This window comes from Sporolactobacillus shoreae, assembly GCF_004684935.1.
GTDB classification, from domain to species: Bacteria; Bacillota; Bacilli; order Bacillales; family Sporolactobacillaceae; genus Sporolactobacillus; species Sporolactobacillus shoreae.
The window spans coordinates 69,209-89,799 of the sequence record NZ_SRJD01000010.1; the positions used below are offsets into that span (position 1 = coordinate 69,209).

At 49.4% G+C, this 20,591-nt stretch carries 18 protein-coding genes, 1 pseudogene and 1 riboswitch; of the genes and pseudogenes, 12 read left to right on the forward strand and 7 right to left on the reverse strand.

Going from position 1 to position 20,591, the window contains the following annotated elements:
* Positions 1-438 precede the first annotated feature (438 nt).
* From E4665_RS09910 to E4665_RS09920, 3 genes are all read right to left on the reverse strand, one after another.
* Positions 439-1,854, reverse strand: a complete 1,416-nt coding sequence (locus tag E4665_RS09910) for a PH domain-containing protein (RefSeq protein ID WP_135348641.1) — start codon at positions 1,852-1,854, stop codon at positions 439-441.
* Positions 1,844-2,338 (reverse strand): PH domain-containing protein, encoded by a 495-nt coding sequence (locus E4665_RS09915; RefSeq protein ID WP_241654794.1) that lies wholly within the window; start codon positions 2,336-2,338, stop codon positions 1,844-1,846. The genes E4665_RS09910 and E4665_RS09915 overlap by 11 nt, the downstream gene beginning before the upstream one ends.
* Before the next feature lie 147 nt (positions 2,339-2,485).
* Positions 2,486-3,646 (reverse strand): MFS transporter, encoded by a 1,161-nt coding sequence (locus E4665_RS09920; protein WP_135348642.1) that lies wholly within the window; start codon positions 3,644-3,646, stop codon positions 2,486-2,488.
* 359 nt (positions 3,647-4,005) lie between these two features.
* Between E4665_RS09920 and E4665_RS09925 the strand changes: the two are divergent.
* Positions 4,006-5,076: pseudogene (locus E4665_RS09925) on the forward strand (branched-chain amino acid aminotransferase); the annotation flags it as partial.
* Positions 5,077-5,562: 486 nt separating this feature from the next.
* Complete coding sequence (locus E4665_RS09930; RefSeq protein WP_135348643.1) at positions 5,563-6,723, forward strand: aminotransferase A; 1,161 nt, start codon at positions 5,563-5,565, stop codon at positions 6,721-6,723.
* Between the two features lie 273 nt (positions 6,724-6,996).
* Here E4665_RS09930 and E4665_RS09935 read toward each other — a convergent pair whose 3' ends face one another.
* Positions 6,997-7,461, reverse strand: a complete 465-nt coding sequence (locus E4665_RS09935) for an Hsp20/alpha crystallin family protein (RefSeq protein WP_135348644.1) — start codon at positions 7,459-7,461, stop codon at positions 6,997-6,999.
* Positions 7,462-7,603: 142 nt separating this feature from the next.
* Here E4665_RS09935 and E4665_RS09940 point away from each other — a divergent pair, with 142 nt between their 5' ends.
* The 5 genes from E4665_RS09940 to E4665_RS18365 all read left to right on the forward strand — a co-directional run bounded on the left by E4665_RS09940 (position 7,604) and on the right by E4665_RS18365 (position 13,322).
* Entirely contained in the window at positions 7,604-8,191 is a 588-nt protein-coding gene (locus E4665_RS09940) for a cysteine hydrolase family protein (RefSeq protein ID WP_277752221.1), read from the forward strand.
* A gap of 94 nt (positions 8,192-8,285) precedes the next feature.
* Positions 8,286-10,073, forward strand: coding sequence for a DNA helicase RecQ (gene recQ / locus E4665_RS09945; RefSeq protein ID WP_135348645.1), 1,788 nt, complete (start codon positions 8,286-8,288; stop codon positions 10,071-10,073).
* 82 nt (positions 10,074-10,155) lie between these two features.
* Positions 10,156-10,336: riboswitch (Lysine riboswitch) on the forward strand.
* Positions 10,337-10,500: 164 nt separating this feature from the next.
* Positions 10,501-11,964 carry an amino acid permease gene (locus tag E4665_RS09950; RefSeq protein ID WP_135348646.1) on the forward strand — a complete coding sequence of 488 codons (1,464 nt, stop codon included), beginning with the start codon at positions 10,501-10,503 and terminating at the stop codon, positions 11,962-11,964.
* Between the two features lie 216 nt (positions 11,965-12,180).
* Positions 12,181-12,555, forward strand: coding sequence for a hypothetical protein (locus E4665_RS09955; RefSeq protein ID WP_135348647.1), 375 nt, complete (start codon positions 12,181-12,183; stop codon positions 12,553-12,555).
* A gap of 38 nt (positions 12,556-12,593) precedes the next feature.
* Positions 12,594-13,322, forward strand: coding sequence for a LysM peptidoglycan-binding domain-containing protein (locus E4665_RS18365; protein ID WP_206663577.1), 729 nt, complete (start codon positions 12,594-12,596; stop codon positions 13,320-13,322).
* A gap of 147 nt (positions 13,323-13,469) precedes the next feature.
* On the opposite strand, the gene E4665_RS09965 is transcribed toward E4665_RS18365, so the two are convergent.
* On the reverse strand, positions 13,470-14,009 hold the full coding sequence (locus tag E4665_RS09965) for a hypothetical protein (RefSeq protein WP_135348648.1): 540 nt from the start codon (positions 14,007-14,009) through the stop codon (positions 13,470-13,472).
* Positions 14,010-14,732: 723 nt separating this feature from the next.
* On the opposite strand from E4665_RS09965, the gene E4665_RS18145 reads away from it, so the two are divergent.
* From E4665_RS18145 to E4665_RS09975, 3 genes are all read left to right on the forward strand, one after another.
* Positions 14,733-14,885 (forward strand): hypothetical protein, encoded by a 153-nt coding sequence (locus tag E4665_RS18145; RefSeq protein WP_167815179.1) that lies wholly within the window; start codon positions 14,733-14,735, stop codon positions 14,883-14,885.
* Positions 14,886-15,040: 155 nt separating this feature from the next.
* Positions 15,041-15,784 (forward strand): type 1 glutamine amidotransferase domain-containing protein, encoded by a 744-nt coding sequence (locus E4665_RS09970; protein ID WP_135348649.1) that lies wholly within the window; start codon positions 15,041-15,043, stop codon positions 15,782-15,784.
* Positions 15,785-15,888: 104 nt separating this feature from the next.
* Positions 15,889-16,218, forward strand: coding sequence for a DUF1516 family protein (locus E4665_RS09975; protein WP_135348650.1), 330 nt, complete (start codon positions 15,889-15,891; stop codon positions 16,216-16,218).
* 63 nt (positions 16,219-16,281) lie between these two features.
* Here the strand turns inward: E4665_RS09975 and E4665_RS09980 are convergent, their stop codons facing one another.
* On the reverse strand, positions 16,282-16,626 hold the full coding sequence (locus E4665_RS09980) for a DUF805 domain-containing protein (RefSeq protein WP_135348651.1): 345 nt from the start codon (positions 16,624-16,626) through the stop codon (positions 16,282-16,284).
* 196 nt (positions 16,627-16,822) lie between these two features.
* Positions 16,823-18,010 (reverse strand): aminotransferase class I/II-fold pyridoxal phosphate-dependent enzyme, encoded by a 1,188-nt coding sequence (locus E4665_RS09985; RefSeq protein WP_135348652.1) that lies wholly within the window; start codon positions 18,008-18,010, stop codon positions 16,823-16,825.
* Between the two features lie 360 nt (positions 18,011-18,370).
* Here E4665_RS09985 and E4665_RS09990 point away from each other — a divergent pair, with 360 nt between their 5' ends.
* Both E4665_RS09990 and E4665_RS09995 read left to right on the forward strand, forming a co-directional pair.
* The gene (locus E4665_RS09990) at positions 18,371-19,630 is read left to right on the forward strand and encodes a glycosyl hydrolase family 18 protein (protein ID WP_135348653.1); all 1,260 of its coding nucleotides are present in this window, start codon (positions 18,371-18,373) and stop codon (positions 19,628-19,630) included.
* Positions 19,558-20,589: an NAD(P)-dependent oxidoreductase gene (locus tag E4665_RS09995; protein WP_241654795.1), complete on the forward strand. Its 1,032-nt coding sequence runs from the start codon at positions 19,558-19,560 to the stop codon at positions 20,587-20,589. Before E4665_RS09990 ends, E4665_RS09995 begins: the two co-directional genes overlap by 73 nt.
* Positions 20,590-20,591 lie beyond the last annotated feature (2 nt).

The following is a 20,591-nucleotide window of genomic DNA, read 5'->3' on the forward strand; positions in this document are numbered from 1 at the left end:
GCAAGAGGGATTGTTTCGCAAAGTGCAGAGGGATATATATTTTTAAGAGCATACAGTATGAGAGCGAATGAAGGCATTGAAGATTGGGGAAGGCTCTCAGTATCAGGAACCTGAAGAGCGTGCCAGTTATATCGATGAAAATGGTTTATTGATAAAACCTCATTTTTGTTGATACCCGATTGAGACATGAACCGGATCCGGCAATAGGAGGGCTCTTTTTTGCCCTCATTTTTTCAATTTGATTCGCAAATTGGGAAAAATCTGAACCGCGGCTGGTAAACATGTGATTCCGGCTGGTAAATTGCAAAATCCGGCTGGTAAAATTTCGAATCCGGCTGGTAAATTACAAGATGTCGCTGGTAATCAGCTATTCATATCTCCACGGAACACACAAAAAAAGGACCTTTTCCACTCAAAAGGATGAAAAGGTCCTTCTTCTTATGCTCTGAACCATTGAAAAAGCTTTTCTGCGTCACTGCTCTCCAGTTGATCCGCGGTGTAACTCTGAGGATGGGAGGAGCGGATGGTCACGCTGCAGGAACTGAGACCGAGCCGCTGCTGGATGCGGGAGTTTTCACGGGTAAGGGTCTGTACGTGCCTTTTCAGGGTGATCATGCTTGTTTTGGCAACAGCACGGCGGGCAAACACAATGCGATTTTCCTCCAGACGGAAACCTGACGAATGAAAGCAGAGAAAGGACCAGACGGCCGCGATCGGTAGAGTGAGCCAGAGCCATTTTCCCCAGCTGAAAAACCATGAGAGGCCTGCAAAAACCACAGTCAGAAAGAGAAGTAGTTTGATCATGGAGTAGAAGTTCCCGCGCAGGGGCATGCGTCCGCAGCTGATTGATCCGGCAAACCGCGGAATAATCGTTTCAAGAAAAGGCTGAAGCTCCTTCTTTCGGATAATCGGAAAAACAAGGACTGAACCTTTTGCCCCCTTTTCACTGTCAACACTGCCGCTGCACTCCGCATAAACGGTGTACAGCCCGAACAGCTGCTGCAGGGGCTCCTCTTTGATGCGGATCGCCTGAACACGATCCGTTTTATAGGTTTCATCGGAGGTTTCAAGAATACCTTTATGGATCCGCCACTGATTTTCGGTAACGATAAGCCGGAAATTTCCCCAGCGGATGAAGGTGACGGCAATGGAAATCAGCCAGAGTACGACGACAGCGAATACGATTAGAGGAATGAGTGCCGAAAGCTGCAGCCGGCTCAAGTAACTGAATGAACTTCCTAAGGTGTTTCCCGGCACCAGGTGATCTAATTGCGACCAAACGGCTAAAAGGACACCGATGATGCCGATGCTGGAAGAAGTTACCGCTGCCGTCAGAAAATCACGAACAGACAGCCGGAATATTTTTTTCGGACTGTCTGGATTTACAACGATGTTTGTTTCAGCTGATGGCTGTTCATCATCTATGTGCCCGAGAAGCTGCTTGATCCGATTGGCTTCCTCGAGTTTTAGCACAGAAAGAACAATATCGCCTTTGTTTGCCGGGTCAGCCGTATCCAGCTTCAGCTTCACAAGGCCAAACAGCCTGAGTACCACATTGGTCTGCACTTGCACCGACTGGATTCTTGGTATTCGGATATAGCGGTCGTTGCGGACGAGGACACCTGACTGAAGATGAAACTGCCCATCTGTGATTTCATAGGTCAGCCGAAGCCATTTAAAATAGCCGAACACGACAATAATCAGCGGAATAGCCAGCATATATCCATACTGATCGGACAGATGGCGCAGTCCGGCAAAAAACCCGACGCCAAGGGGCAGGATCAGGTTGCGCAGAATGCTGATGCTTTCGGAAAAAACGGCAAAAAAGTGCAGATGCCTCTTTTCAGATCTCATGGGCGGTATTCTCCTTGATCAATTCGGAAATCTGATCGCGGAGCGCGGCGGCTTCATTCTCATTCAGCGCCGGAATGTGGCGCGTGTCGGCCGCTGTCGTGATAGAGACGGATGTCAGTCTGTGCTTGCGCAGCAGCGGCCCCTGCTCTGTCTCGACGTTCTGAACCCGCGATAGGGGAATCACGATCTGCTTAACCACAAAAACACCTTCCTGAATCAGAAGATCTTTCTGCCGTATCATGTAGTAAAATGTCCTGTAGCGAATCGGAGGAACGATGAAGATGGAGAGTATGAGATGGAGCAGAACAAGTGCGGCAAGAACCCCAGTCACCATATGGATAAACGCAGGCCAGTCAAAGAAAGCCGCGCAGATAAAAATGGTGGCAATAATCAGCCAGAAGATGAGGTTTGTCATAATTGAACGCTGCCGCCAGACGGCGACAACTTCGCGGTCGAGATGCTTCTTTTCCAAAAGATCGCTCATTCCTTTTCCAGATAGTAACAAAATTATAACATGCTTTGCGGCACGGGAAAATGGGATGATGAAACGTTAAAGCGTCTGGGCCGAAATGAGTTCTTGAATCAGAGCGGTCATGAAACTGAAAAAAGATGCCTCAAGGGCATCTTTGGATTATTGTTTAAAACGTACATTTCGTAAGGGGAGGAAAGGCCTGAATTTGATCCGATGAGTGGGTCTCAGCCGTTTTCCGCTTCTGACGCGATTGATGACCAGTAGAAGTACCAGGTAACACGTCGCAATGCCGACGATGTACCAGAGCGTGGCTGCCATGCCCGCACGGTCGATAGAGAAACCGGTGAAGGCCGGGAATATGGCCATGCCCAGTCCGGCAAGGCCGGAGATGATCGGCGTCACGAGGTGGGCACTGTTCGGTATGGAATAATTGGCATAGACCAGGGTAATCGAATAGATACCCGACATCATCAGGCCAAGTGTGGCGACAAAGAAGTAGCCGACCAGCGCGTTTTTTAGAATGATGAACAGGACAAGGGACAGAATCGCGCCGCAGATATTGATCAACAGATATCTGCTATATGTGACCTTGCGGATGATTACGCCTGTCAGCGCGCGGCCGATCACCATGGCGGCCCAGAAAATACCGACACTGATCGAAGCGTAGTAAGCCACAACATTCAGATAGTTTATGAAAATTGATGACATAAAATTGTTCAGGCTTCCCTCGAGTCCGCCATATAAAAAGATGACTAGCGCAAACAGAGCGAGGACGATCCATTTGCGGCCGGCCGACAGCGGTTTTTGATCGGCTGCTCCGGATGCGTCCATAGGCGCGGAAGTCTGATCCGCCTTTTTTGAAAAAGAAATCCGCGTCGACAGATAGGCCAGAACGACGGCGAGAATGGCCGTGATAGTAAAAAGAAAGCGCCAGATATTAAATGCGATAAAAAAGCTGGACAAAATCGGCATCGTAAACGCGCCTAGACCAAATGATACCTCAAGATAACTCATGGCGACCGCCTGTCTGCCGAGAAATACTTCAAGAAACTTAGTCGCGACGACAATGCCAATTGATGCGGAGCCGACGCTGTTCAGAAAATAAAACGCCATGACTATTGGAAGCGGCGGGAGCATCAGAATGTTGAATTGGGCGACAGCGATGACCGATGCGGCGAAAGCCAGCAGCGGCTTGGGCGGGAAATGGCTGTTCAGCCATGACGTGATCAATACGCCCAGGAGGAAGCCCATCGCCCCGATGAAAATCAGCTGACCGCCGATAGTGTAGGAAACACGGTAATAATGCAGCAGTTGCGGCATGACCGAACCTATAGAAATGGCGGTCAATCCTGTCAGAAAATAGAGTGCACAGGAAATAAAAGTAAACTGGCGCGTGATCAGCGCCTCCTCTCGAAAAGATCCACAGAAAAAGAAAGAAGAAGCGCCGATGTACAGCGTGCGCGCGCCCCTTCGCGGTCAACTCAGAACATTGTAACAGGAATGTGCGGCTGATGAAAGAGGTCTGCTGTCCTTTTTTCTTTTTAATCTCAAGGGCCGTCTTCTGGGGATATAGCAGTTTCCGAAACCGATTGTTATAATTACAGAAGGATAAAAAATATGAGCGACGGTCCGGAGCCGTACGACAGACTTCCGGACAGCCTGCTAGGAGGATTCATTTTATGGGACAGCCGATCGCATTTCATAAAGCCGATCAGTTAAAAGCGAAGCCCGATCCGGATCATCTCGGTTTTGGCCAATTTTTTACAGATTACATGTTTGAAATGGACTATGCAGCAGACAGGGGCTGGTACGATGCGCGGATTGTCCCTTACAGCCCGATCACGCTGGATCCTGCGGCGACCATTTTTCATTACGGTCAGGAAGTGTTTGAAGGGCTCAAAGCCTATAAGGCGGAAGATGGGCGTATTCTTCTGTTCCGCCCGGACAAAAACATGAAAAGAATGAACCGCTCCTGCGCGCGGCTGAATATCCCCGCGATCGACGAATCGTTTGTCATTAAAGCGATCAAGAAGCTGGTGGCGGTTGAAAAAGAATGGATTCCGGTACAACCGGGCCAGTCTTTGTATATCCGGCCATTCATCATCGGCACCGAACCGTTTCTCGGTGTCCATCCGTCAGGCACTTACAAGCTGATTATCATTCTGTCTCCTGTAGGCTCCTACTTCGGGAAATCGGTCAAACCTGTCAAAATCTATGTGGAAGACGAGTTTGTTCGCGCGGTGAGAGGCGGTGTCGGTTTCGCCAAGACAAGCGGAAACTACGCGGCTAGCCTCAAAGCTCAGTCAAAAGCAGAGGAACTCGGTTTTGATCAGGTGCTTTGGCTGGACGGCGTGGAACACAAGTATATTGAAGAAGTCGGAAGCATGAATATCTTTTTCAAAGTGGACGGAGAAGTCTGGACACCGGCGCTGAACGGCAGCATCCTTCCGGGTGTGACGCGCGACTCGGTGATCGAACTGCTGAAGGGATGGGGCGTTCCGGTCAAGGAAAAGAAAATCTCCGTCAAAAAGCTGTTCAGAAAAGCGGAGAAACAAAAGCTCGAAGAAGTGTTCGGCACTGGAACGGCTGCTGTTATTTCACCGGTCGGATTCCTGAAGTGGGAAGACCGGGTTGTCAAAGTCGCCAATGGCGAAATTGGACCACTGTCCCAAAAGCTTTATGAAACCCTGACCGGTCTTCAAACCGGCCAGGTGGAGGACAAACTGGGCTGGACCCAGGAAGTGAAGGCGGGCAAGGTATCTTCTGCAGAGCCTGCCTCAGAATCAGCTATCGAACCGGAAGAACTCGAGGCATCGGTTGAAGAACCAGTTGTAAATTCTGCAGAGCCTTCTTCTGAAATATCGGCTGCGGGGCTTGCCTCAGAACCTGTTGACGCAGCACTGGAATCTCAGGAAGAGGGATCCTCGAAAAAGCCGGTCACGGAGTAAGCCTGGTTTCTAAAAGCCTTTGTGCGCATAAATGTGTGCGCAGAGGTTTTTTATTTTATACAAAGGCTTTGTTAAACTTGTCTGTTGTTTTTCGCTTCAGGCGTTTTGCCTTCCGCTCCTCAAAGGAGGGGGAAAATCAACATTGAATTTAAACATAGCCTATATAAATTGAATGTATATAGATAAAAAGTTGTCGGTATCGAGTATCAGAAGAACTTAGGCTCTGCCTGTGCGCAGCCAAGTTTTCCAATAATGGAAGCAAGCAGAGGGATTGGGAGGATGAACAGCATGGAAAACAGAGTAAACGGAAGCGTCCGTTCGATACAGATCAGCGGCATCCGCCGCTTTTTCAATAAAGTGAAGGATTATCCGGGGGCGGTCTCGCTAACGATTGGGCAGCCGGATTTCCCGACACCCCAGCACGTCAAGAATGCCGGCAAGGCGGCGATCGACCACAACCATACGGCCTACACAGCCAACGCGGGGCTGCTCGAGTTGCGGCAGGCGATCGCCGATTATGTCGCTGAAAAATATGATCTCCATTATGATCCGGAGACTGAAATCATTACAACAGTCGGCGCAAGCGAAGCGATTGACCTCACATTCCGGACAATTCTTGAGCCGGGCGATGAAGTCATCCTCCCTGGGCCAGCTTATCCGGGCTATGCCGCGCCGATCACTCTGGCCGGTGGTGTTCCAGTGTATGTGGACACGCGGGATACCGATTTTAAAATGACGGCTCCGCAGATTGCGGAGCATCTGACGGAACGGACGAAAGCGGTCGTGATCCCTTATCCATCCAATCCGACCGGTTGCGTGCTGACGAAGAATGAGGTAGAGGCGATCGCCAGCTTGCTAAGAGACAAGTCTGTTTTTGCCGTTTCTGACGAGATATACAGTGAACTGACTTACGGGCAGAAACATGTCTCAATCGCCGCCTGCCCAGGCATGAAGGACAAAACTCTGGTTATTAACGGCCTATCCAAATCGCATGCGATGACCGGGTGGCGGATGGGGTACGTCCTCGCCGACCGGCCGATCGCGGATCAGTTGATCAAAATCCATCAGTACGGCATTTCCTGCATCACGAGCATCACCCAGTATGCAGCGATCGAAGCGCTGACCACCGGAAAAAATGACGCGGAGCCAATGCGTCAAGAGTATAAGAAACGTCTCGATTATGTGATTGACCGACTGGAAAACATGGGGATTGACGTTGTCCGCCCATCCGGCGCGTTCTACGTATTTCCATCAATTAAAAAGTTCGGACTGACATCCGAAGAATTCGCTTTGAAACTGCTCGATCAGGAGCGGCTCGCCGCGGTTCCGGGCAGCGCCTTTTCTTCGTATGGTGAGGGCTATCTGCGCTTGTCCTACGCGTATTCCATGGATGTGCTTAAAGAAGGGCTGGATCGTCTGGAGCGGTTTGTCAGAAGTTTAGACGCCTGAGCGGAACGAGATGCTGGCGTTTTGAAATGGGTAGGGCATACATTCGAAAGGATTAATAGATAACATAAAGCCGGATGTTTTACCAAATGAGTAAAACATCCGGCTTCTTCATTGTCCCCAAAAAATGTGCTGAGTTCCGATAAAATGGTCTGAGTTCTGATATATTTTGCTGAGTTCCGATAAATCGGTTCGAGTTCCGATTTATTTTCTTGTTCATCAGAAGGCGGCTGCCACAGTGAAAAAAAAGTAAAAAGATCGAGGTTCTCGATCTTTTTACTCAATGCTCAGTGTGTTTCCGTTTTGCGGATATCTCGGACCGTGAATTTTAAGGACACCGTTCAGAAAAGCTGCATGAGTCTTGGAGCGGTCGATCGTATAAGGAAGCGCGATGATTCGTTCGGCATGATCGAATTGCCGTTCATGAGAATAGGTACCTTTTTCTTTGTGCTCGGTTTCAATTTCCACATCATTTTCAACCGCGATCCGGACACGGTCACCCAGCAGTTCGATGTGGATATTTTCACGCTTTGCGCCGGGAAGCTCGGCTTCAACAACCCACTCGTCCTTCGTCTCATAGAAACGGGTCCGGAATCCTCCTGAAAACAATGAATGATTTTCAAAAAAGTCATCAATTGATTTCAGAATACCACGGAATGGATCCTGCTGAAAAAAAGAGTCGAGATCCTGCATCGGATTGCGTCTGATCGGGCGCAGTTCACGGGGGTCCTGATCATCCATAATGATTCCTCCTTTCCATTGCCAATCTACTTCAGCATATGAAAAAATATGCCGTTCGTTCGGGTGAATAACCGCCAATCTTCCGAATGACCCGGCACCCTGAAGGGCATAATGTGGAAAAATTGGGAGGAGGCTGCACACTTTGAAACAGTCGGAAAAACCTGTAGGCCGCGTCGCGCTGCTGATCATTGACATGATGAACCCGCTCAGCTTCGGCAAAGGACCGCTTTTATTAGAGGGGATGAAAAAAATTGCCCAGCCTCTGGCCGAGTTACGCCTCAGGGTGAAAGAAGCCGGTCTTGCTGTTATTTATGTCAATGATAATGAAGGCCGGTGGCAGTCCGAGAAAGAGTACATCGTGCAGCGGGCACTTGACGGCCCGGCCGGAGGGATCATCCGGCCGATTTTGCCCGGAAACGGTGATTATTTTGTCATCAAGCCCAAGCACTCCGGCTTTTTTGCGACCCCGCTTCAGGCGCTGCTGACTGAGCTTGGCATCCGGACACTGATCCTTACCGGCGTGGCCGGCAATATCTGCGTCTTGTTCACTGCGAATGACGCCTACATGCGCGATTATAAACTGTTTGTTCCCGCGGATTGCTGCGCTTCGAACGTAAAAGAAGACAACGACTTCGCACTGCGGATGATGAAAAACGTATTGAAGGCGGATGTCAGGGAACAGGCGGCGATTGAATTTTTGCTGCCGGCTGATATTCGACAGACAAAATGAGATTTCTCCGACTTTACACTGCCTCTATTCGGAAAAAAGTAATGTGTTAGAATAAAACTAGCACTCTCGCAATCGGGTAAAGGTGGTTCGGATCATGCAGGATGAGGCACTTAAAGTGCTGAAGCAATATTTTGGTTATGACGGTTTTCGGAAGGGGCAGGACGAAATTATTTCGAATCTGCTGGCGGGTCGAGATACGGTCGGAATTATGCCGACGGGCGGAGGCAAGTCTATCTGCTATCAGATCCCGGCTCTGCTTCTCCCTGGGACGACACTCGTAATTTCCCCGCTGATTTCGCTGATGAAAGATCAGGTCGACGCGCTGGCGGATGTCGGCATCGCGGCCACGTTTATTAATAGTTCGCTTTCGTTCAATGAGGGGAGGAACCGGCTCGCCGCCGCGGCCTCCGGAAAATACAAACTGGTTTACATCGCGCCGGAACGCTTGGAGCTGCCTGATTTTCTGCAGGCGCTGCAGCGGATGGACGTTTCTTTGGTCGCTGTGGACGAGGCGCACTGTATCTCCCAGTGGGGGCACGATTTCCGCCCGAGCTACCGAAAAATAGAAGCAATGCTGGCGCATTTTCCTAAAAGGCCGGTGGTTGCCGCACTGACCGCGACGGCAACCCCGCGGGTCACGGCCGATATCTGCCGCCTGCTGCAGATTCCGCAGAATCAGGTCATTGCCACAGGCTTCGCGCGCGACAATCTCTTTTTTCAGGTCATCCGCGGGCAGAATCCGGATGCCTTTCTAACCGATTATCTGAGAAAAAACCGGGATCAGCCCGGAATCATTTATGCCGCGACGCGCAAAGATGTGGACCGGCTCTGCAGCCAACTGGCCAAAGCCGGATTTTCCGCGGGAAAGTACCACGCCGGTCTTTCGGAAAAAGAGCGGGTGGACAACCAGGAACGTTTTATATATGATGATGTGTCAGTTCTGGTCGCAACGAACGCGTTCGGCATGGGCATTAACAAATCCAATGTACGGTTTGTAATTCACTACAGCCTGCCTCGCAATATTGAGGCGTATTATCAGGAGGCAGGTCGTGCCGGACGTGACGGTGAAAAAAGCGACTGCATCCTGCTTTTTTCGCCACAAGATATCCGACTTCAGAAATTTTTCATCGACCAGTCCGACATGGATGAGGCACTGAAAAAAGAAGAGTATCACAAGCTGGATCAGATGATCGGCTATTGCCACACCGAATCCTGTCTTCAGGGCTACATTCTCCGCTATTTCGGAGAAGAGGATCCGGAACCGTGCCATCACTGCGGTAATTGTCTGGACACGCGTGAAAAGTCTGACGTCACCGTCGCGGCCCAAAAAGTGTTGTCATGCGTCAAAAGAATGCGTGAACGATATGGAAAATTAATGGTGGCTAAGGTACTTGCCGGGGCATCCGACCAAAAGATCCTTAGTTTCAGACTCGACCGATTGCCGACTTACGGCCTCATGAAGGATCAGACCCAGAAACAGATCGCCGATTTCATCGATTTTCTGACCGGAGAGCAGTACCTGGAGTTGCGTGGTGGGGCTTATCCTACATTGGCTCTTGCGACACGCGCTGTTGCTGTGCTGAAAGGTGAAGAGCGGGTATTTAAAAAAGGTGCCGTGCACGCGGTGCAACTCGAGGTTCACAGCGAACTGTTCGAGCGGCTGAAACAAGTGCGCAAGGAACTGGCCCAGAAAGAATACGTCCCGCCGTATATCATCTTCTCCGATCAGTCGCTCCGTGAGATGAGCGCCAGGTTGCCTTCGACCGATCGTGATTTTCTGATGATCAAGGGCGTCGGCCAGCAGAAACTGGAAAAGTACGGTCTCGCTTTTATGGAGGCCATTGCCGCTTATGAGGCTGCGGCCACGTCCGAGGAAGGCTGATTTCGGCTATTTGTTGAAAAACTTTTCAGTAGCAAGTAAAATGGAGCCTGTTGGTATTTTAATCTGGATCTCCTCACATGACAGAGGGGGTAGAGGTTGCGGCATTTATGACGAGCGCGCCCGAGGCTTGGGGAAGCCTGTGACTGTGCGCAAAAGGAAATGCCGCCGAAGTTTGTCCGGCTCTCTGGCCGGGCGGGCTGGGACCGTCGCCGAACAGGGGCGGGACTGTCACATGTGAAAGCATGTGATGTGCTATCGGTGGATGACATGGGTGGAGAACGGTAGGCTTAGTGATTCAGTTGATTCTGATGACTGTCTGATAAAAAATTTCTGTCCGCCGGATGGCTCAATAGAGCGTTCGGCGGACTTTTCATTTGGGTCTGTCTTCACCTCGCATGTCTCCCGAAAAAAAGAGAGGGAGAGAAAAATGCAACAAAAAGCAACAGAAAGGTCGCACAAATTAAAAAGGGGTCTGAAATCCCGTCACCTGACGATGATCGCTCTTGGCGGGGCGATCGGAACAGGTTTGTTTCTGGCCAGCGGCAACGCGATTTATTCGGCTGGACCGGGCGGTGCTCTCCTTGCCTATGGCCTCACAGGAGTGATGGTTTTCTTCCTGATGACAAGCCTTGGGGAACTGGCGGCCTATATGCCGACAAGCGGTTCGTTCAGCACCTACGCGACGCGTTTTGTCGATCCGTCTTTTGGCTTCGCACTTGGCTGGAATTACTGGTACAACTGGGCGGTCACGATCGCCAGCGAACTGTCGGCCGCCACACTGATCATGAAGTTCTGGTTTCCGAGCACGCCATCGTTTCTGTGGAGCGGCCTGTTTCTGATTATTATTTTTCTGCTGAACGCACTGACCGTCAAAGGCTATGGTGAGTCGGAATACTGGTTTGCCTTTATCAAAGTGGCGACGGTGATTATTTTTATTATCGTCGGACTGCTGATGATTTTCCGGATCATGGGCGGAGGCGTGCCCGGTTTGGCCAATTTTACTTTGGGTGATGCGCCGTTCCACGGCGGTTTTCTTGCCGCATTCGGCGTATTCCTTGCCGCGGGTTATTCATTCCAGGGAACGGAACTTCTCGGTGTCAGCGCCGGTGAAAGTGAAAATCCGGAGAAAAATGTGCCGAAAGCGATGCACACAATTTTCTGGCGAATCCTGTTGTTCTACATTCTTGCAATATTCATCATTGCGATGATCATTCCTTATACGAACCACAATTTATCAGTGACGGATACCATTATGGTTAGCCCGTTCACGCTTGTTTTTCAGAAAGCGGGGCTTGCGGTCGCGGCGTCGGTGATGAACGCGGTGATTCTGACGGCCGTTCTGTCAGCGGGAAATTCGGGGCTCTACGCGTCAACCCGAATTCTGTACGCCTTGGCGAAGAAGGGGAAAGCGCCGAAATTCCTTGGCTATGTGACCGGACATGGGATTCCGATCTGGTCATTGATCGTAACGGCGGCGTTCGGCCTGCTCGCCTTTCTGGCATCGGGTTTTGGCGACGGTCTGGTCTATAACTGGCTGCTGAGTGCGTCAGGCATGTGCGGATTTATCGCTTGGCTGGGTATTGCGGTCAGCCACTGGCGTTTCCGTCGCGCTTATGTCGCCCAGGGAGGACGTTTGGAAGACCTGCCGTACCGGGCGAAGTGGTTTCCGTTCGGCCCGCTTTTCGCTTTTGCCGTCTGCATGATCGTGGTCATTGGACAGAGCTTTGGCGCCTTTTCAGGCGGACAAATCGACTGGGGAGGGATCATTGCTGCTTATATCGGCATTCCGATTTTCCTCGCCATCTGGCTGATCGCCAAGTGGAAGATGAAAGCGAAGCTGATCCCGCTTGAGAAGTGTGATATTTCTCGGTACCAAGATCCGACAAAATAAACTTAGACCAAAAAATCGAGGCTGAATGCCTCGATTTTTTTCGCACTTTACTTTTAAAAGATCCGCTAGTTCCGTCTGGGCTGCTTTTGGATGTTTTTTTAGTGCCTGACCGTGACAGAACTCTTAGTATTAGAACATTTTTAGAGCATAATAGAATAAAAGAGGGAAGCAAAATCGTGGACAAATGGGCAGATTACTTAATTAGAGAAGTACATTATGCCAAGGATCCAAATCCATCACATAGAGGAGGTACGAGCATCAAAGGATGAAGGAAACAAAGTAAGTATAGAGAAAATACTCTTTTCAAAAGACGAAATTGTCCAAGATATTAACTCAAATTCGATGAGCCTTGTGACCATATTTCTAAAAAACGATAAATGGCAACAAGGGAGAAAAGTAATTGTTGAACGAATAAATAATGAGTATTATATAAAAACAGAAGCAATCCCGATCAGCCCCAGCGAGGAGATCAGGCACAGTATTGGTATGATCAACTGGCTGAAGGCGGAAAGCCTTCAGCGCCAACAGACCCCACGCCAAGCCAGCCTACGGATACTAACACTTATACTGTTAAATCTGGGGATACGCTGAGTGGTATTGCACTAAAGTTTGGCGTCACAGTTTCACAGTTGCAGTCATGGAATAGTATTTCTGATCCAAATAAAATCTATGTTGGACAAGTATTAAAGCTTAAACCAGGCGAAAGTGATAATTCGGAGACATCAAATATTTATGTTATTAAATCCGGGGATACGTTGAGTGGCATTGCACAAGAATTTAATGTCACGGTTTTACAATTACAATCATGGAACAACATTTCTGATCCAAACAAAATATACGCGGGTCAACAAATTATTGTGTACAAAAACGGTGGGGGAACGGGCACAATGGTATACACTGTAAAATCAGGAGATACCTTAAGTGCCATTGCAGTGCGGTTTGGGGTAAGTGTGAGCAACATACAACAATGGAATAACATTTCTGACCCCAATAAAATTTATGCTGGGGAAACTTTAAAGATGTATAGTTCTGGCGGCGGTGGCGGCGGTAGTAAAGTTTCTTATACTATCCGATCTGGCGACACGCTTAGCGGGATTGCTGTAAAGTTTGGCGTATCTGTCTCACAGCTTCAGTCATGGAACGGAATCACCGATGCCAACAAGATCTATGCTGGGGAGGTCCTTTCCATTTATACTTCAGGATCCGGTGGTGGAGGTTCGCAGACCTACACAGTTAAATCGGGAGATACACTGAGCGGCATTGCAGAAAAATTTGGTGTCACTGTTTCCAAACTCCAATCATGGAATAATGTTGCTAACCCTGATAAAATATATGCTGGTCAGGTATTGGTTGTCTGACACCAAAAAAATCAAAGCATTAAACAGTAGTCCAAAGATAAAAAAAGATCAAAATAGCTTTCAGACTAATCTAAAGCTTTCACCCAAGGGGTGAAAGCTTTAAGTATGGTAATCATTAATTTTTTAAAACGTTTATGTAGCAAGCCATTATCCGTGAAAATTACCGGTATATTGATTAACAGTTACGTAAGGATTTTGACCCGTATCGTATTCTTTTACCCAGACTTCCCAAAGACCATTACCGATATATTTATAACGACTGGGTGTTGCGTGATAACCTTTGTATAAGTTTTCTTCAAATTTCGTAACCCAGGCCCCTGTTGGTTTATTGGCAGCTTGACTCGCACTTGTTTTTTGACTTGTCGCATTCGAACTTTCGGACGCCGCTGAATGACTTATCGATGACTCACCTGACTGAGTCATAATCGGACTCGACGATGCAGTGGCGGAATTTGCTGATTCCGATGCGCTGCTTGTTGTGCTGTTCGTTACTGATTGGTTCGAATCCTCCGTTGCTGTACTACTACTACTTGACGAAGATGCTACATGAGATGTTTTTGTAGAGGAATGGGTCTCCGTTTGTCTGCTGCTAGATCCTTCACTTGGATTATCATTATGATCAAGGAAAATAAACAATCCTCCAACCACAATCAAGATCCCTATCGTTATCACCAGAATTTTTTTCATTTTTTGACTCACCTCCAAAAAGAGTTATTCCAATTGGTCATGTTCGGCTTGCAAAAGAATTTAAAAAAATTCTGTAAATGTATGAGGAGTTTTCAAAGAGATAGTTTTTTTCAATGATGCATGGTCGTAAACCACGCAATATATTGTCAAATCTAGCTTCAAAGCACTTATAAATTTATCATTTTCTGAACAGCAATGCAAAAGATACAAGGATAATGAATGTGTCAAGCATTTATTTTGATTCTGAATGATGTGTTTGTTCGTTAATATCGATTTGCATCAATGGATTTGTTTAATTTTCGGATCATTGGTTTTTATATGATCGATGAGATCGTCTATAAGATTTTTTATCAGCCGTTGAGGGCCCATTTTTGTGTGCGCAAATTTAGATCGAATAATTTTGCTGACAGTTATGTGCTTAGAATAATTGTTAAGCAGTTATGGATCACTCAACGAATGACAATTAATGATATCAAACTGAGTAAGTATCTTGCTTCCTGGGGTGGACTCAGCCCTGGAAACAATGAAAGTGTAGGTAAAAAAATCGGCCCGATCAATACGAGGCAATAAGTCATTGAAATCCACCCTTTGCCAAGTAAGTTGGGCGGCCTCTTGAAGCAAAAAAACGCGGCGATCTGCATATTATTATCGACTGGTTAAGCGACGAAGAACGAGAAAAGCCATCATGGCACTCGTTCACCTTATTTTAAGGATTATCTTTCGATGTTTAAAGTAAAGGAAGAACACAGAAAACTGGGCCCAGACTACCTGCCAAAGAAGAAGAGCAGCGCCGAGACTCCTACAGGATCGGCACGCGGATCTTCCGCAGAAAGCGGGCGCCCGAAGAGTCGCCGGAAGAATGTAAAAATGCACTGAAATCCTGTCTGAAGTTCTTGAAAAGAAACTGAATCTTTAGAATGCACCTCTTTTGAGCCTTATGCTATAATTTTAGCTTACAAGGGTAATGGCCGAATGTGATCGACTATCAGATTTTCGCAATCTCACTCTGACTCTTAAGAGGCGAACATTCAATGGGAAAAAAGGTACTCATTCCGATTCCTTCACGTGACTTCGATCCGACTGAAGTGGTGACACCATGGCTCCGCCTGCGTGCGGCGGGATATCAACCGATTTTTGCCACGCCAGACGGGAAACGCGGCTATACGGATCCGCTCCTGCTCAAGGGTGTCCTGTTTGGCCGGTTGGGCGCGAAGAAAGAGATTGTGGAAAGCTATCATTCGCAGCTGGGGAAAGATTCCTCTTTTCTGAATCCAATCGTTTATGAGACCGTTTCTGCTGCTGACTACGATGGCCTGCTGCTTCCGGGCGGCCACGCCCCGGGAATGAAAACCTATTTGGAGAGCACGGCGCTTCAGAAAACGGTACTTGAATTCTGGAATTCCAAAAAACCGATTGCGGCAATCTGCCACGGCACGATTGTTCTGGCCCGCACGATTGATCCGGAAACCGGGCGCTCGATTATCTACAATAAGACGATGACCAGCCTGACGAAGTTGCTGGAGCGCACCGCTTATTACCTCACCGCATGGGCGCGCGGCAGTTATTATCGCACCTATCCTGAATACGTTCAGGACGAAGTGTCAGGCACTATGCGAGACAGAGCCAATTACCAGACCGGGCCGCTTCCGACGAAACCTTTTTTTGTGCGAGACGGTAAACTGCTGACGGCGCGCTGGCCGGGCGATGCTGACCTTTTCGCCGATGAATTTGTAAAAATGCTTGATGAGGCTCGGCTTTTCAGAGTAAAAAGCTGAGCCCGTTTGACTCGGATAAATAGGGTTTCATGGTACAATGAAAGGACGGAGCCTGGACATGAAGGAATGCCCGGCACTTTGGAGCAGAGACAGGAGGAACCTGTATGGGACACATACTTTTTCAAATTCACAGCAGCGTCTGGGGAATCATGATTTTGCTGTTTATCATCAGTCTGATCTTTTACCGGCAAAAAATCTGGAGCATGATCCTGCGGCTTGCCTATCTGGTGATGATCGTCACCGGAGTCTGGATGCTGACTTTGCATCATTTTCCAGCACTTTATGATATCAAGGGCGTGCTCGCCATCCTACTGATCGGCCTGATGGAAATGGCGCTCGGCAGGCGGCAGAAACAAAAATCAGTGTCGCTGATCCTTGTTTTCGCGGCGATTGACTTGATTCTGATTTTGCTGATCGGTTATAAAATTCTGTAACGAAAAGGTCCCTCTCATATGCACATGAGAGGGACCTTTTTGCTCGATTAAATTAAAAGTGTTTTAAGATAAATCCGGCTTCGGGCCATACTTGTTTTCCCCGTCCTGGCTAGGCAGAAGAGTATAGATAAGAAGAATAATGGCGCCGATCACAGGAATGAGGCCGATGAGGATCCACCAGGCGCTGCGGTTTGTATCATGCAGCCTTCGGGCCAGTATGGCAAGGCCCGGCAATAAAACAGCCAGATCGTAAAGAAAGCTCAGAATTCTCGTATGGATCAGGGCATCAATAAGTGCAGCGATTGCATAAAAAATAAAATTGAATAGTGCGAACATCCAGTAGGCCTTACGCCTGGATCTCCCTTCAAAAACCACGTACTTCTTAAGCGCGTCAATGTACCAGCTCATTAATCATCCACCTCTCGCCAATTATAAAGTGAAAAAGCTTCCAATGATCATGATGGACTGCCCAACGAACTCGTTTTATTAGTACGGAAGAAATCTATATAAAAATCGAGGACATGTGATGTCCTCTCCTAAGCCAAACATATTCACCGTCATACGAAAAAAGAATACTTTTCCTTTTTTCATACCACGCTATTTTTTACACATGCAACGTCTGAAGCACACCGGATAATTTGATTCGCTCCGATGCCTCGCGAAGACGATTTTCAGGTTCAAGCAGTCCGGCGCGCACGTATTCGTTTCCGTTCCGGCCGAATCCGACACCCGGCGCCATGGCGACATGCGCCCGTTCAAGGAGCGCGTTAACGAAAGTCTCGGAAGTATAGCCCTTCGGCACTTTGAACCAGCCGAAGAACGATCCTTTTGGAGAGGCTACATCCCAGCCGATCGCGCGCAGGCTTCCGACCAGGACGTCCCTTCTTCTTTCATAAAGCGCGCACAGATTTCGCACGGATTCCTGCGACCCGATCAGGGCGGCAGCACCCGCGTCCTGAACCGCTCCGAAAACATCGCTGTGGGCAATGTCGTGAAACTTGCTGAGTGTTTGAATAAGGGACGCATTTCCGGCGGCAAAACCCAGCCGCCAACCGGCCATATTGTATGTTTTGGAAAAAGTAGAGACCTCGATGCCCTGTTCCTTGGCACCCGGTGTCTGGAGAAAACTCCGCGGGCGCTCGCCGTCGAACCCGAAAGCCGCGTAGGCGAAATCATGCACCACAGGTAGCTGATGGGCACGCGCGAAATCAACAGTATCCGCAAAAAACTTTTCTGTGGCAACTGCCCCGGTCGGGTTATTCGGATAATTCAGCATCAGCAGCTTTGAACGGTTAAGAACTTCAGGGGGAATCGTCCGGTAATCAGGCAGAAAATCGTCTTCAGCACGCACCGGCATACCGTAAACTTTGGCGTAAGCAAGTGACGGACAGATAAAATACATTGGATAACCGGGATCGGTTGTAATCATCACATCACCGGGATTGAGCAGCGCCTGCGGAAGGGCGGCGATCGCTACAGTGGCGCCTGCAAAAACGGTGATCTCTGTTTCCGGATCGAGAATCACACCGTACTCACGCCGATAAAATTCGGCAATGGCATCTTTTAAATTCTGCTTTCCGCCGTACGGAGGATACCCCTGATTTTCCGGCAGCCGTGACGCGTGGTCGAGCGCGCGGACAATCGGGCCCGGTGTCGGCTGGTCCGGGCTCCCTTTTTCCAGATGGATCAGGTCAATGCCGCTCTTCACAATTTTATCGATCCGCCGATCCACATCGGCAAAATAATTTCCAGGCATCGATTGAAGCAGCCTGGAAGGATTGAAGTCAGTCATCATGCAGCCCCCAATTTTTCAGCGCCGGACAATGATAACTCAAAAAAACACCGTCCGGCCTTGCGCATATAAATTGATTTTAATCATTTTATGCCCGGCTGGCAAAAGCGCGACCGGGTCTTAGGTCTTATCATGAATTAGGAAGAACTTTCATTGATTTCGGTTGAACTTTTACTCCATTCGGTTGAACTCCTGAAATTCGGCGCAGCTTTCAAAATTTATCCACGATTTTCATGAAATTTCAAAGGATAGCCGATGCTCTGGCACCCATTGCCCATAAGGGGAATAGGATGGCGTGAGAGGCCTATTTTGACAGGCGAAAAGCGTGCGCCCTGAAGAAGAGGCGGAGGGGGTGGGACTATGTTTGTTTATGTTGTAAAATCGGGGGATTCTTTGTTTGGCGTCAGCCGAAAATTCGACGTCCCTGTTGATACATTGAGATCGGTGAACGGACTGGCGGCGACGAATATAGTCGTCGGGCAGGCGCTGCTTGTGCCAGGCAGCATCTATACCGTGCAGGCCGGAGACAGTTTCTGGACCATTTCGCGGGCGGCACATGTGCCGCTGAACGCGTTGATGCAGGCGAATCCGGGGATCAAACCGGAAAGCCTGCAGCCGGGCATGCGGCTGAATCTGCCGTCGATCGAACGACGGATTGCGACGCATTTCAGCTATACGCAGCTGAGAACGCCGGCGGTTGATCAGGCGGCTATCTCGGACAATGCGCCTTACTTATCCTATATTGCTTTATTTGAAACACATTTTAACTGGAACGGCGACCTGAGCCCGATGGACGACAATGCGGGCGTTCTGGCCGCCTGGAGGGGTCGCGTGACACCGGTATTGACCGTGACCAATCTAACCGAGTCCGGATTCAACTCCGCTCTGGTGCAGCGCGTGCTGAATACGCCGGATGTCCAGGCGGTTCTGATCGACAACATCATCAGCCGGGCAACTTCCCGGGGCTACGGTGGCGTCAACATTGATTTTGAGGGCGTGCTGGCATCCGACCGCGATGCCTTTGTTTCTTTCCTGCAAGCTCTGAAGGATCGGGCTGAACCGGCCGGACTGAATCTCAGTATCGCTGTGCCAGCGAAAACGAACGACACCGTGCCGTGGGTACGCGGCTATGATTATGCTGCTATAGGTGACGTGGTCGATCAATTTTTTATCATGGCTTACGACTGGCATCACGCGGGCAGTGAGCCGGGCGCGACCGCTCCGATTGCCGATGTCATGGCGACGGTTCGTTATGCTGCGGGCCTGATGGATCGAAATAAAATAATTATGGGCACACCTTTTTACGGCTATGACTGGGTTATCCCGTACTCGAGCCAGACTCCCGGGCGGGCGATCACCAATCAGGCGGCGGTGAATCTGGCAATGAGTGAACAGGTGCCGATTTATTTTTCGGAAGCGGATCAGGCGGCGTATTTTTACTATACGGATGACAGCGGTCGGAACCATGTGGTTTGGTTTGAGGATACGCGCAGCCTGTTCGCCAAAACGCGGATTGTTTACAACGAGAGGCTCGGCGGTATCGGAACATGGCAGCTGAACTTCGCGATGCCCCAGTACCCCTGGGTGTTTACCCATTACCTACAGATCCGCAAAGTCTGACCAGCCGCGTATCGCGTGAATTCCTCCGCTTTTCGTGCTATGTTTGTAGTGGAAAGAAAACCGAACAGGCTGGAAGGCGAGTGATAGTCATGGCAGAAAAAGTAATCGGTTTTATCGGAACGGGTGTTATGGGGCGGGGCATGATCCGCAATCTGATGAAGGCGGGCTATAAGCTTCAGGTCTATAACCGGACGAAAAGCAAGGCGGATGAATTGGTGGCTGAAGGCGCCGCATGGAAGGAAACACCGGCGGCGGCCGCTGAAGGCGCGCACGTTATCATTACGATGGTCGGCTACCCGAAAGATGTTGAATCTGTTTATTTTGACAATGGGATTCTGGACCATGCGCCAAAAGACGCTTATCTGGTTGATATGACCACATCCTCACCTCAGCTCGCGGAAAAAATCAGCGCTGCCGCGGAAGAGAAGGGGCTTCACGCACTCGATGCGCCGGTGTCAGGCGGTGACACTGGCGCTGAGAACGGCACACTGTCAATCATGATCGGCGGGAAAAAAGAGGACGCCGAAGCGCTTGCGCCGGTTTTTCAGGCAATGGGTCAGAAAATTGTCTATCAGGGTAAGGCAGGATCCGGCCAGCACACAAAAATGGCGAATCAGATCGCGATCGCTTCCAATATGATCGGTGTTGCTGAAGCACTGGCTTATGCGAAACACGCGGGCCTTGACACCGACAAGGTAATGGAGAGCATCGAAACCGGCGCGGCCGGCAGCTGGTCGCTCTCCAATCTCGGCCGGCGCATGCTTAAAGGGGACTTCGAGCCGGGGTTCTATATCAAGCATCTGATCAAGGATGAACGGATTGCACTTGAGTCGGCCAAAACCATGGGCCTGGAAACTCCCGGCCTCGCATTGTCCAAGAAAATATACGAGGAACTTGCGGATGCCGGGGAAGAAAACAGCGGCACACAGGCGATTTACAAAAAATATCAGCAGGACTGATC

Bases quoted from the DNA above. Each gene is read 5' to 3' on its own strand.
- E4665_RS18145 (WP_167815179.1), top strand. From the start codon at position 14,733: ATGTTTAAAGTAAAGGAAGAACACAGAAAACTGGGCCCAGACTACCTG.
- recQ (WP_135348645.1), top strand. From the start codon at position 8,286: ATGCAGGATGAGGCACTTAAAGTGCTGAAGCAATATTTTGGTTATGAC.
- E4665_RS09995 (WP_241654795.1), top strand. From the start codon at position 19,558: ATGGCAGCTGAACTTCGCGATGCCCCAGTACCCCTGGGTGTTTACCCA.
- E4665_RS09965 (WP_135348648.1), bottom strand. From the start codon at position 14,009: ATGAAAAAAATTCTGGTGATAACGATAGGGATCTTGATTGTGGTTGGA.
- E4665_RS09930 (WP_135348643.1), top strand. From the start codon at position 5,563: ATGGAAAACAGAGTAAACGGAAGCGTCCGTTCGATACAGATCAGCGGC.
- E4665_RS09955 (WP_135348647.1), top strand. From the start codon at position 12,181: ATGCCAAGGATCCAAATCCATCACATAGAGGAGGTACGAGCATCAAAG.
- E4665_RS09920 (WP_135348642.1), bottom strand. From the start codon at position 3,646: ATGCCGCAACTGCTGCATTATTACCGTGTTTCCTACACTATCGGCGGT.
- E4665_RS09950 (WP_135348646.1), top strand. From the start codon at position 10,501: ATGCAACAAAAAGCAACAGAAAGGTCGCACAAATTAAAAAGGGGTCTG.
- E4665_RS09985 (WP_135348652.1), bottom strand. From the start codon at position 18,010: ATGACTGACTTCAATCCTTCCAGGCTGCTTCAATCGATGCCTGGAAAT.
- E4665_RS09935 (WP_135348644.1), bottom strand. From the start codon at position 7,461: ATGGATGATCAGGACCCCCGTGAACTGCGCCCGATCAGACGCAATCCG.
- E4665_RS09980 (WP_135348651.1), bottom strand. From the start codon at position 16,626: ATGAGCTGGTACATTGACGCGCTTAAGAAGTACGTGGTTTTTGAAGGG.
- E4665_RS09975 (WP_135348650.1), top strand. From the start codon at position 15,889: ATGGGACACATACTTTTTCAAATTCACAGCAGCGTCTGGGGAATCATG.
- E4665_RS09990 (WP_135348653.1), top strand. From the start codon at position 18,371: ATGTTTGTTTATGTTGTAAAATCGGGGGATTCTTTGTTTGGCGTCAGC.
- E4665_RS09915 (WP_241654794.1), bottom strand. From the start codon at position 2,338: ATGAGCGATCTTTTGGAAAAGAAGCATCTCGACCGCGAAGTTGTCGCC.
- E4665_RS09970 (WP_135348649.1), top strand. From the start codon at position 15,041: ATGGGAAAAAAGGTACTCATTCCGATTCCTTCACGTGACTTCGATCCG.
- E4665_RS09910 (WP_135348641.1), bottom strand. From the start codon at position 1,854: ATGAGATCTGAAAAGAGGCATCTGCACTTTTTTGCCGTTTTTTCCGAA.